Genomic DNA, 12,183 nt, shown 5'->3' on the forward strand with positions numbered 1-12,183 from the left:
AGAGGTGGGCCGGGGTTGCGGGGGGTCTGGGCTGCGTGTGCTCTGGTTTGGCGGCGGCCTACTGTTAGCGCTAACAATACCTCGGCATTGATCCATCCTGGTGTTGTATCTTGACGGGTTCTGTGGGGTCGGCAAGTGTTCGTGTTCGATTGTGGTCCCCGCCGCCGCCCTGGAGGCCCCCGCATGCGTGCCGCCCAACGTTGCCGGACGCTGTTCACCGTCCTTCTTTCCGTCCTGTTCGCCTTCGCCGGTGTGGCCGTTCCCTCGGCGACAGCGGCCCTGCCGGTGGCTCGGCCCACCCACACCGTCACCTACGACGGGTACTCCTTCCTCGTCGACGGCAGTCGCACCTACCTTTGGTCCGGCGAGTTCCACTCCTACCGGCTGCCCAGCCCCGACCTTTGGCTCGACATCTTCCAGAAGATGAAGGCGGCCGGCTTCAACGCCACGTCGCTCTACTTCGACTGGGGCTACCACTCGCCGAAGCAGGGGGTCTACGACTTCAGCGGGGTCCGGGACCTCGACAAGCTTCTCGACATGGCGCAGCAGGCCGGGCTCTACGTCATCGCGCGGCCGGGGCCGTACATCAACGCCGAGGTCGATGGCGGGGGGTTTCCGACCTGGCTGTCCACCACGCCCGGGCACACCCGCAGTGCCGACCCCGTCTACCTGAAGTACTCCGACGAGTGGCAGACGCAGATCGACCGCATCATCGCGCGCCACCAGCTCACGAACGGCACCGGCAGCGTGCTCGCCTACCAGGTCGAAAACGAGTACTACAACGGCAACGCCGACGGCCGCGCCTACATGCAGCACCTGGAGGACAAGGCTCGCGCCGACGGGATCACCGTTCCGCTGGTCGGCAACAACAACGGCACCTTCAACGCCGGTGCCGCCGCGCTCGACGTCGATGCCGCCGACTCCTATCCGCAGGGCTTCGACTGCTCGAACCCCACCCGCTGGAACGGCGTGCCGGACATCAGCTACGACCACGTCCCCGGCAAGCCGCTGATCACCGCCGAATTCCAAGGTGGTGCCTTCGACCCGTGGGGCGGCCCGGGCTACGAAAAGTGCGCCCAGCTGATCAACGACCAGTTCGCGAACGTCTTCTACAAGCAGAACATCGCCGTCGGCGCCACCGGGCAGAGCTTCTACATGCTGCACGGCGGGACGTCCTGGGGCTGGAGCGCGATCCCGCAGAACTACACCTCCTACGACTACGGCGCCGCGATCACCGAGGCACGCCAGTTCGATCCGAAGTACGCCGAGGACAAGCTGATCGGCTACTTCACCCAGTCCGTCGCCCCGCTGACCAAGACCGACGGGCTCGCGGCCGCGCCGCTGAGCGATCCGGCGCTCACCGACACCGCCCGGATCAACCCGGACACCCGCACGCAGTTCCACACCCTGCGGCACAGCGACTCGACGTCGACCGCCACGAACACCACCAGCGTCGCGCTCGACCTCGCCGCGCACGCCGGCTACACCTACGACGACCGCGCGGCCGAGGTCGGCTACACCGGCACCTGGAGCCACGTCGGCCCGGAGGTCAACTACACCGGCGGCGACTACCAGCACACCGAGTCGTTCTCCAACGTGACCGGGGACAGCGTGAGCATTCCCTTCACCGGTACCGGAATCCGCTGGGTGACGTCGAAGGACCCGAGCCACGGCATCGCCGACGTCTACCTCGACGACGCCAAGGTCTCCTCGGTCGACCTCTACGCGGCCGGCAAGCAGAACCAGATCACCGGCTACGAGGTCCGTGACCTGGCCGCCGGCCCGCACACGCTGAAGATCGTCGTCACCGGGCAGAAGAACGCGCAGGCCACCTCGCCGTTCGTCGTGGTGGACGCGATCGACCTGCTGTCCGGCAGCACCGACTACTACCCGGTCGTGCCGCAGCAGCCCGGCACCGGCGTCACGCTGAACGGGCGGCAGTCGAAGATCCTCGTCGCCGGCTACGACCTCGGCGCCACGCGGATGCAGTACTCGACGTCGGAGCTCATGACGAGCGCCGCCATCGGCGACCGTGATGTCGCGGTGCTCTACGGCGACAAGGGTGGCCCGGGGGAGACCGTGCTCCGGTTCGCGAAGCAGCCGACTGTGCAGGTGCTCGGCGGCGCGGCGACGTCCACATGGGACGCCGCCCGCGGCGACCTGCGGCTCAACTACACCCACGACGGCCTGACCCGCGTGCTCGTCACCGCGCCGGGCGCGCGGCCGCTGCTCCTGCTGCTCGCCGACAAGGCCACGGCGGCGACGTTCTGGCGCCAGGACACCGCGAGCGGCCCGATCCTGGTCCGCGGCACCCACCTGGTCCGGACCGCGGCCGAGCAGTACGGGCTGCTGTCGCTGACCGGCGACACCGGCACCGACGGCGCGTTCGAGGTCTTCAGCGCGGCGAAGGCGGTGCTGTGGAACGGTTCCTGGGTCCCGGCGAAGCCGACCTCGAGCGGCAGCCTCACCGGGACCGCCCCGGCTGCCAGCGCCGTGACGCTGCCCGCATTGACCGGCTGGAAGCACCAGCAGGAGTCCCCGGAGAGCCAGCCCGGCTTCGACGACTCGGCGTGGCCGGTGGCGGACAAGGAAACCACCAACAGCTCGACGGCGCTCGGCACGAAACCCGTTCTCTTCGCCGACGACTACGGCTTCCACACCGGCAACACCTGGTACCGCGGGCACTTCACCGGTGACGGCAAACAGACCGGGATCACCCTGGCGAGCCAGAGCGGCGGCCCGGCCGGGGCGTTCTCGGCGTGGCTCAACGGGGTCTTCCTCGGCAGCTCGACCAGCCCGCAGCACACGTTCACCTTCCCCGCCGGGTCGCTGCACCAGGGCGACAACGAGATCTCCGTGCTGACCGTGAACATGGGGCACGAGGAGGACTACGGGGCCAGCAACGGCAACAAGGCTGCCCGCGGGCTGACCGCGGCGCGGCTGACCGGCGCCGCGCTGACGTCGGTGACCTGGCGCCTGCAGGGCGTCCGCGGCGGGGAAACCGGGCTCGACCCGGTGCGCGGCCCGCTCAACACCGGCGGCCTCTACGGCGAGCGCGCGGGCTGGTCGCTGCCCGGGTTCCCGGACCGCGGCTGGGCACCGGCTTCGCTCCCGGCGAAGGACACGACCCCCGGCGTCTCGTGGTACCGGACCACGGCGGATCTCGACCTGCCGCGCGGGCAGGACACATCGCTCGGCCTGACCATCACCGACGACCCGGCGCGGCAGTACCGCGCGCTGATCTTCGTCAACGGCTGGCAGCTCGGCCAGTACGTCAACTACCTGGGGCCGCAGCACAGCTTCCCGATCCCGAACGGGATCCTCAACCCGAACGGCCGCAACACGATCGCCGTCGCGGTGTGGAACCTCGACGGCAGCACCGGCGGCCTCGGCTCGATCGCCTGGACGAACTACGGCAGCTACCGCTCGCCGCTGACCGTCCGGCCGAACTCCTCGCCCGGCTACGACCCGGTGCGGTACGCGATGCCGCCGGCGCCGACGGCCGGGGTGTCGCTGACCGCGCCGGACACGGCGTCGGGCGGGCAGCCGTTCACCGCGTCGGCGACCGTGCGGGTGCCGGCGGGCGCGCCGCCGGCGTTCGACGTCAAGCCGGCGCTGACCGCGCCGGCCGGGTGGACCGTCGGCGCCGCCTCACCGCCCTCGGTCGCGCGGATCGACGGCGGCAAGTCGGCCACGTTCACCTGGACCGTGACCCCACCCGCCACTGTGGACACCGCCGCGCTGAAGGTCGCGGTGGCCTACCGGCAGGCGGGCCGAGCGGGCTCGGTGTCCGGCGAACGGATCGTGGGCGCGGTGCCCGCGGCGCCGCCCGCCGGGCAGGTGCCGGTCGGCTCCCTGCCCTTCCTCACCGCCACGAACGGCTGGGGCCCGGTCGAGCGTGACACCAGCAACGGCGAAGCGAGCGCGGGTGACGGCAAGCCGATGACCATCGGCGGGGTGGCCTACGCCAAGGGGCTCGGCGTCCACGCGGCGAGCGACGTCCAGCTCTACCTGGCGGGCGCGTGCACCCGGCTGACGGCTTCGGTGGGCGTCGACGGCGAAACCGGCACCGGTGGCAGCGTGCGCTTCAGCGTCTCGGCCGACGGCGTCACCAAGGTGACGACGCCGGTGGTCCGCGGCGGGCAGGCCGCGGTGCCGGTCGACGTCGACGTCACCGGGGCCCAGGTGCTCGACCTGCTGGTGGACGACGGCGGTGACGGCAACGGGCAGGACCACGCGGACTGGGCGGTGCCGACGCTGACCTGCACTACGCCGCCCGCTCGGTGAGCGCGGGCACCGGCCGCAGGAAGAAGGTGGCGCGGACCTCGCGGCGTTCGCGCCACAGGTGGTACAGCGCGAGGCCGAAGATGATCGAGCCGACGACGTTCGCGATGAAGTGCCACCAGACGCGGTAGGTGGCCAGCCCCGGGCCCGGGTCGATGAGCCCGAAGAACGTCGACAGCCCGATCGCCCGGGGCGCGCCGAACCCGATCGACAGCGTCAGGACCAGGTGCTCCAGGCCGTGCAGGCCCTGCATCCAGACGCCCATCTTCGCCCAGCGGCGGGCGCGGGTGCCCAGCGCCCGCCGCGTGATCACCATGACCCCGGCCAGGCCGGCCAGGAAGAGGAAGTTGCCGGTCAGGTGCAGCAGCTCCATCCCGAACGTCGGCCGGTCCGGGAGCACCTGCTGCAGGCCGTTCGCCAGGCCGGTGCCCCACGGCGTCATCCAGGCCGGGGCGTTCGGGTGGCCGAGCCAGTACCCGACCTGGGCGACGTGCTCCTGGACGTGGCCGAGCTGACCGAGGACGCCGAAGCCGATCACCCCGACCGCACCGCGATACACCCAGGGCCGCACCGGCCCGCGGTTGGCGTAGGCGAGGACGCCGACCGCCGTCCACATCGCCAGTGCCCAGAGCACCAGCAGCACCGCACCCGCGGTGTCCCATCCCGACATCGACATCGGCATCGCCATGGCCACCTCCCGTGTCCGTCCCCTGGACGCTAACCGGGTGCCGGGCCGGCGGACGTCTTCCGGAGTGCGCCCGGAAACCGGGCAAACCGGTGCAGGCTCCTGGTTTTCCCCTCAGGTGAGGACAAGCCGGACGGCGAGGGCGGTGATCACGGCGCTCGAGACGAGCGCCGTCGCCAGCCGGCCGCGCCGCCCGGTGAGGACGCGCCCGAGCAATGCGCCGCCGCCGGCGAGCGCGGCTTGCCAGCTCGCTGACGCGGCGAACGCGGCGAGCACGAACACCGCCTGGTCGAGCAGCGGGACGGCGGCCCCGGCGCGGCCGCCGACCACCAGCGCGGTGAAGTAGACGACCGTGGCCGGGTTGACGAGCGTGACGCCCAGCAGGCTGACGTAGGCGCGGCCGGGGCCGAGCGGGGACACCGGCCGGGTGGCAGGGGCGCGGTGGGACCGCAGTGCCCGCAGGGCGCCGTGCGCCGCGAGGACGACCAGAACCGCCGCCGAGACCAGCCGCAGCGGTTCGGCGAACGGGGCGATGACGCCCGCGATCGCGGCCCCGCCGAGCACGGCGACCAGCGCGTACACCCCGTCCGCCGTCGCGACGCCGAGAGCCGCGGCCAGGCCGGTCCGGAGCGACGTGCGGGCGGTGAGGGCCACCAGGTACGTCCCGACGGCCCCGACCGGGATCGCGATGCCGTAGCCGGCGACCAGGCCGGCGACCAGCGCGGCGCTCACGGCACCGGCGTGATCGACCTCCGCGGGCGGCACGGCTGCTGCTCGACCGGCGCGGTGGTGGCGGCGGTCGGCAGGAGCGGGGTGCGAGGCGTGGTCATGGCGCAGATCGTGGCCGCCGCCCGCCGGCGGGGGCAACCGGATTTTCCAGCCGGTGCGCTCCGGCGAGCTGTGCTTGAATCGCCCGGGGGGAGGCACTCGAGCGAGAGAGGGCTTTCACGATGCGGGTCGACCTGAGCGGGAAGACGGCACTGGTCACCGGATCCACCCAGGGCATCGGTGCGGCGATCGCGACGGGCCTCGCGGCGGCGGGCGCGCGCGTCGCGATCAACGGCCGGAGCGAGACGGGTGTCCACAAGGCCATCGCGCGGCTGCGCGAGGAGGTCCCGGACGCGGACTTCCTGCCGGCGCCGGGCGACGTCTCCGAGGAGGCCGGCGCGGCCCAGGTGGTCGAAGAGGTGCCGGACGCCGACATCCTGGTCAACAACCTCGGCATCTTCGGCGCCCAGGAGCCCCTCGAGATCACCGACGCCGACTGGCGGCGCTACTTCGAGGTCAACGTCCTGGCCGCGGTCCGGCTCACCCGCGCCTACCTGCCGGGCATGACCGACCGCGGCTGGGGCCGCATCCAGTACATCGCCAGCGATTCCGCGATCGTCATCCCGGCCGAGATGATCCACTATGGAGTGTCGAAGACGGCGTTGCTCGGGGTGTCCCGCGGGTTCGCCAAGCACGCGGCCGGCACCGGCGTCACGGTCAACGCGGTGATCGCGGGCCCGACCCACACCGGCGGCGTCGAGGACTTCGTCTACGAGCTCGTCGACAAGGACCTGCCGTGGGAGGAGGCGCAGCGCGAGTTCATGAAGCGGCACCGCCCGCAATCGCTGCTGCAGCGGCTGATCGAGCCCGAGGAGATCGCCCACCTGGTGGTGTACCTGAGTTCCCCGTTCGCGTCGGCGACCACCGGCGCGGCGGTGCGGGTGGACGGCGGGTACGTCGACGCGATCGTGCCGTGAGGCCGCCGAGCCTCACGGCACGACGAGTCGCTCAGGGGGTGATGGGGACGTTCGTCAGTCCCGAGCGGGCGTTCGTGACCGTGTTCGACGCGTACACCACGTTCGGGTTCGCCGCGCACTTGGACACCGAACTGATCTTGATCGCGTAGTCGCCCACCCCGCCGAGGTCGGACTTGTTGTTGCGCCACACGTTGCCGCAGCCGTTGTCGAACGACGGGCTCGTGCTCGTGTTGTGGTTCTCGTAGCCGTTGGCGAACGTGCCGGGCGGGGCGAACGTGCCGGTGTTGCCTTCGATCGTGTAGCCGATGCCCTTGACGTCGATCCAGGAGTCCGCCGAGTTCTGGCCGGAGATCCCGCGGCCGTCGAAGGTGTTGCCCCGGATCACGCCGTCGAACGTGCCTTCCTTGACGTCGATCGGCTCGGCGGCGATGAACGGGCCGATGTGGTTGTCCAGCACCTGGATCCGGTCGCCGCGGTCGACACCGCCGGAGTTGCCGTGGCAGCCCCAGTTCGAGTTGGCCGAGCCGAGGTAGACGCCCTCGCCGTAGCCGGGCTGCACCAGGCCGGTGTAGGTGATCGTGGAGTTCTTCAGCACGCTGTCGGCCGACGAGCGGCGGAAGTGCACGCCCTCTTCGTCGATGTGGTGGACGGTGACACCGTCGATGGTGGTGTGCGGCGAGTTGTCCGCGACGATGCCCTTCTTCGAGTCCTGCACGGTGAACCCGCGCAGCGTCCAGTACGGCGCGTTCGCGAGCCAGAGGCCGTAGCCGGAGTCCCAGCCGGCGGTCGGTACCGGGCAGTCGGGGGCTTCGCCGGCGGGGCCGTCGTTGATCAGGACGGCGTTCGCCGGGCCGGAGAGGGTGATCGGCCTGGCCGCGGTGCCGGCCTTGGTGGTGACGAACGAGCCGCGGTAGGTGCCGGCCGCGAGCCGGATCGCCTGCCCGGGAGCGGCGTTCGCCAGGGCGGCCTGCAGCTGGGCGGCCGTCGAGACGTCGACGACGTCGCCGGTGGGCGGGGTCGTCGTGGTCGGTGTGGTCGTCGTCGGGGTGGTCGGGGTGGTCGTGGTCGGGGTCGTGGTCACCTGGCTGCCGCCGTCGCACGGGAGGCCGTTGACGGTGCAGCCGGCGGGGAGGCCGGTGCCGGCGACGTTGAAGCCGAAGTTCTCGGTGCCGCCGGGTGGGATCGTGGCGTTGAAGCCGGCGTTGGTGAACCGGTAGTGCCGGCCGGTCTGCGTGCGCACGGAGCTCCAGGAGCTGCTCACGGCCGAACCGGCGGGCAGGTCGAACTCGACGGTCCAGCCGGTGGCGGCGGTGTCCCCGCGGTTGGTGACGGTGTAGCCGCCGCCGTAACCACTGGTCCAGACCGATGTCTGCGCGAAGGCGGCGGCGAGGTTCACCCCCGCCGCGCGGGCGGGCGCCGGGCCGCCGAGCGCGGCGATGACCGCGACGGCGGCGGAAATGCTGACGGCGCCGAGGAAAACGGCGCGACGGGACGAGGGGAGTGGGGACACCGATGGCCTCCGGAAAGCGGAACTGCGGAGGTGTTGCGGCGGACACCCGGACTTTTCCTTTATAGGTCACCGGCCCGACATCGGTCAACAGGATGAACAATGATCACGTATGTGAACGTGACACTTTACGGTGACGCACCGCTGAAGAGGCGTTCGACGGGGAATTCTGCCCGGTGAAACAGTTCTCCGCGTACTGCTCGGTGGACCTGCTCGGAGTGCCGGTCGCCTGCACGCAGACGGACCAGGCGCACTCGTCGCACATCTGCCAGTACCTGGCGACCCCGCTCGGCGTGGGCCTCGACTGCATCCAGCGCACGGCCCGGTGACCCCGCCCGCCGGGTCACCGGTTGGCGGCGGCTGAAGGGGGCTTTCCTCGCGGGTGGTTCGGGGGAAGCTCCCTTCGGCGCGCGGGCCGGTGGGACGGCCCAGACTCGGCCCGCCTTGCGTTGCGCCCGCCGCGCCCGGCCCAGCCTGGATCGTGCCCGCCTGCTCCGGGCCCACCCGGGCCCGGCCCATGCCCGGCCCGCACGGCTTCCTCTTTCCCCCTGATACAAGATCGGGACATTCCTGGTTCAAACCTGTCGAACATCCCCGACAAAGCGGCGATCTTCTCCGGCCAAAGTGACCGGTGTGCGCTTCACCGAGCGCACCCAGCGCACCCGGAGGAAACCGATGGCCCGTCCCCGCATCCCACCCGTCGCCGCGGGGGTGGCCGCCGCTGTGGCCGTGGGGCTGGCCGCCGGTCTCTGGGTTGTCTTCCCGCCCGAGACCGCCGGGCGCGCTCTGGCCGCCCGGCCCGTTGTCGACCTTCCGCTCCCGTGGCCCGCCGAGGGGCAGTCGAGTGCCGAGGTGCAGAACCTCGGGTCGCTCGGCAGCCGCGGTGAGCAGGGGCCCGTGCCGATCGCCAGCGTCACCAAGGTCATGACCGCCTACGTCGTGCTCAAGGACCATCCCCTCGGCCCCGGCGAGGCCGGCCCCCGGATCACCGTCGACGAGCAGGCCGAAACCGAGTCCACCTCGGCCGAGGAATCGAGTGCGCCGGTCCGGGCGGGGCGCCTCTTCAGCGAACGCGACCTGCTCGCCCTGATGCTCGTGCCCTCCGGCAACAACGTCGCCCGCCTGCTCGCGCGGTGGGACGCCGGCAGCCAGGACGCCTTCGTCGCGAAGATGAACCGCGAGGCCGCCACCCTCGGCATGACCAGCACCAGCTACACCGGCGCCAGCGGCGTCGAAGACTCGACCACGAGCACCGCCACCGACCAGCTCCGGCTGGCCCGCGAAGTGATGAAGAACCCGGTCATCCGCGCGATCGCCGCCACCCCGAGCCTGCGGATCGACGGCGTGCCGGGAACAGTCGTCAACACGAACACCCTCCTCGGCCGGGACGGCGTCATCGGGCTCAAGACCGGCTCGTCGACCGCCGCCGGCGGGGCGCTGATGTGGGCCGCGCGGGCTCGCGATGGTGCCCTGATCCTCGGTGTCGTCCTCCACCAAAACCCCGGGGGGAGCCCGGCGGCCGGGCTGCGGGCCGCGCTCGAGAACAGCGAGAAGCTCGTCGCCGCGATCCAGCGGGAGCTGCCGGCGGCCACCCGATGACCGCGACGACCGAGCCGATCCGGCTGCCGGCCGTCCCCGCGCGCCGGGCCGGGGCGTGGCGCCGCGGCCGCGTCATCGCCGCCTTCGCCGTCCTGACGGCGCTGCTGCTGCTCGCGCACCCGCTGGTGCCCAACTGGCTGGGCAACGCCGGCAGCCTGCTGGAGACGTTCCTGCCCTGGACCGGCCTGCTCGTCGTGCCGCTGCTGGCCGCGGCGCTCCTCCGGCGCTCGGCGCTCGCCCTCGTGGCCCTCCTGCTGCCGTCGCTGGTCTGGGGCGGGTTCTTCGGCGGACGGCTCTTCGACAAGCGCGAGCCGGGCGGGGACCTCACGATCGTCTCGCACAACGTGAACGACGAGAACCCGGACCCGGCGGGGACCGCGCGCGCCCTCGCCGCCGCCGGCGCCCAGGTGATCGCGCTCGAAGAACTGAAGAAGTCCGAGGTCCGGAAGTACGAGGACGCTCTCGCCGCGGGCTACCCGTACCACTCCGTCCAGGGCACCGTCGGGGTGTGGAGCACCTTCCCGCTGCGCGGCACGCGGCCGGTCGAGATCATGCCGTGGACCCGCGCGCTGCAGACCACTGTGGACACTCCGAAGGGCCCGGTGGCGGTCTTCGTGGCGCACCTGCCTTCGGTGCGCGTGCGCCTCGACGCCGGGTTCACCGCGAACGGCCGTGACGCCGCGATGGGCCTGCTCGCCGACGCCGTCGCCGCGGAATCCGCGCCGCGGACCGTGCTCGTCGGCGATTTCAACGGCACCGCCGACGACCGCGCGCTCGCGCCGATCACCGGGCGGATTCGCTCGGCGCAGGACGAAGCCGGCGACGGTTTCGGCTTCAGCTGGCCGGCGGGCCTGCCGCTGGCCCGGATCGACCAGATCTTCGTCGACGGCGTGCGGCCGGTGGCGGCCTGGACGTTGCCCGCGACCGGCAGCGATCACCTGCCCGTCGCCGCCACCGTGGCCTTCTGACTCGCGGCCCGGAGCCCTCGAATCGCCCGTTGGCGGCGTGTGGTAAACGCCCCGCGAGACCGGCGAACATGGGCTTGAACACCGGGCGGCGCTGACGGGCGGTGAATTTCAAACGACGCTCCGCGCAGGTCGCGCCGTCGAATTCGTCGTCGGGGCCGTGTGAAGGGCATGTGACTAGACCGTTACGCGACCCGGTCTTGACCCCGTGGGTGTTATCGCTAACACTAACTCCTCGTCGTCACCCGAACAGTGACGCAGACCATGTCGGAGCGGACGGAAGGGGACGCCGGTGGCCGAACGACCCCGCTCCGGCGGCCCCCTGAAGGCGACCAACGCCGGGACGCGCCAGCCGAGCCTGACCGACGTCGCGGGGGTGGCGGGCGTGTCCCACATGACCGTGTCGCGGGTGATCAACGGAACCGGCCCGGTGCGCCCGGAAACCCGGGCCCGGGTGCTCGCGGCGATCGAGGAACTGGGCTACCGGCCCAATTCCGCGGCCCGCGCGCTGGTCACCGGGCGGACCGGCACGCTCGGCGTGGTCGCGCTCGAATCCAATTTGTACGGTCCGGCCAGCACGCTGTACGGCATCGAGAACGCCGCCCGGGAAGCCGGGTACGCGATCACGATCTCCAGTGTCAGCCGTCCTGGCCGGTCGTCGATCGCCGACGCGGTGGAGAACCTGCGCCGCCAGGCGGTCGAGGGCGTCATCGTGATCGCCCCGCACGTCAGTGCGGGCCGGGCGCTGGAAGCGGCACCCGCGGACTTCCCGGTCGTCGCGGTCGGCGGCGGGGAGACGGCACCGGTGCCGGTCATCTCGGTCGACCAGCGCGACGGCGCCCGCCGCGCCACCGAACACCTCCTGGCGCTGGGCCACCGCACGGTGTGGCACATCGCCGGGCCGGAGGACTGGCTGGAGGCCCGCGATCGCGAGCTCGGCTGGCGGGAAACCCTGGAACGCCACGGAGTCGGGGCCCCGCAGGTGATCCGCGGCGACTGGAGCTCGCGGTCCGGCTACGAGGCGGGGCGATCTCTCGCCAAGGAAAAAGATCTGGACGCCGTCTTCGCCGGCAACGACCAGATGGCACTGGGCCTGCTGCGCGCGTTCGCCGAAGCGGGCATCTCGGTGCCGCGGGACGTGCGCGTGGCGGGCTTTGACGATGTCCCCGAGGCGGCGTACTTCACGCCGCCGCTGACGACGGTGCGCCAGGACTTCATCGAAGTCGGACGGCGTACGTTCGGCCTGCTGGCCGGGCGGATGGACGGAGGCGACCGGCACGCGCGCGCCCTGGTCGTCCCCGAGTTGATCGTGCGCGAGAGCACCGGACCGCGCTAGCGCGGCGGCCGGCGGGGACCGGTGGTTCCCGAGGGATTGTTAGCGCTAACACGCATCACCAG

At 71.8% G+C, this 12,183-nt stretch carries 9 protein-coding genes; 6 read left to right on the top strand and 3 right to left on the bottom strand.

Translation table 11 applies throughout. The annotated features are described in order from the left end of the window. Nucleotides 1-183: 183 nt before the first annotated feature. Nucleotides 184-4,287 carry a beta-galactosidase gene (locus C2L58_RS19855; protein WP_103339077.1) on the top strand — a complete coding sequence of 1,368 codons (4,104 nt, stop codon included), beginning with the start codon at nt 184-186 and terminating at the stop codon, nt 4,285-4,287. Here C2L58_RS19855 and C2L58_RS19860 read toward each other — a convergent pair. Both C2L58_RS19860 and C2L58_RS19865 read right to left on the bottom strand, forming a co-directional pair. Beyond that, the gene (locus C2L58_RS19860) at nt 4,268-4,972 is read right to left on the bottom strand and encodes a DUF6008 family protein (protein ID WP_103339078.1); all 705 of its coding nucleotides are present in this window, start codon (nt 4,970-4,972) and stop codon (nt 4,268-4,270) included. The genes C2L58_RS19855 and C2L58_RS19860 overlap by 20 nt on opposite strands. A gap of 111 nt (nt 4,973-5,083) precedes the next feature. Further along, nucleotides 5,084-5,701: a LysE/ArgO family amino acid transporter gene (locus tag C2L58_RS19865; RefSeq protein WP_199191340.1), complete on the bottom strand. Its 618-nt coding sequence runs from the start codon at nt 5,699-5,701 to the stop codon at nt 5,084-5,086. Between the two features lie 218 nt (nt 5,702-5,919). Between C2L58_RS19865 and C2L58_RS19870 the strand changes: the two genes are divergently transcribed. Continuing rightward, nucleotides 5,920-6,714: an SDR family NAD(P)-dependent oxidoreductase gene (locus tag C2L58_RS19870; protein ID WP_103339080.1), complete on the top strand. Its 795-nt coding sequence runs from the start codon at nt 5,920-5,922 to the stop codon at nt 6,712-6,714. A gap of 31 nt (nt 6,715-6,745) precedes the next feature. Here C2L58_RS19870 and C2L58_RS19875 read toward each other — a convergent pair whose 3' ends face one another. Continuing rightward, nucleotides 6,746-8,224, bottom strand: coding sequence for a cellulose binding domain-containing protein (locus tag C2L58_RS19875; protein ID WP_103339081.1), 1,479 nt, complete (start codon nt 8,222-8,224; stop codon nt 6,746-6,748). A gap of 173 nt (nt 8,225-8,397) precedes the next feature. On the opposite strand from C2L58_RS19875, the gene C2L58_RS49270 reads away from it, so the two are divergent. From C2L58_RS49270 to C2L58_RS19890, 4 genes are all read left to right on the top strand, one after another. Then, the gene (locus C2L58_RS49270) at nt 8,398-8,550 is read left to right on the top strand and encodes a hypothetical protein (protein WP_158264142.1); all 153 of its coding nucleotides are present in this window, start codon (nt 8,398-8,400) and stop codon (nt 8,548-8,550) included. Nucleotides 8,551-8,854: 304 nt separating this feature from the next. Beyond that, the gene (locus C2L58_RS19880) at nt 8,855-9,820 is read left to right on the top strand and encodes a D-alanyl-D-alanine carboxypeptidase family protein (protein WP_233225805.1); all 966 of its coding nucleotides are present in this window, start codon (nt 8,855-8,857) and stop codon (nt 9,818-9,820) included. Beyond that, nucleotides 9,817-10,788, top strand: a complete 972-nt coding sequence (locus tag C2L58_RS19885; protein ID WP_103339083.1) for an endonuclease/exonuclease/phosphatase family protein — start codon at nt 9,817-9,819, stop codon at nt 10,786-10,788. Before C2L58_RS19880 ends, C2L58_RS19885 begins: the two co-directional genes overlap by 4 nt. Nucleotides 10,789-11,077: 289 nt before the next feature. After that, nucleotides 11,078-12,121, top strand: a complete 1,044-nt coding sequence (locus C2L58_RS19890; RefSeq protein ID WP_103339084.1) for a LacI family DNA-binding transcriptional regulator — start codon at nt 11,078-11,080, stop codon at nt 12,119-12,121. Nucleotides 12,122-12,183: the final 62 nt, after the last annotated feature.

This window comes from Amycolatopsis sp. CA-126428, assembly GCF_002904335.1.
GTDB lineage: Bacteria > Actinomycetota > Actinomycetes > Mycobacteriales > Pseudonocardiaceae > Amycolatopsis.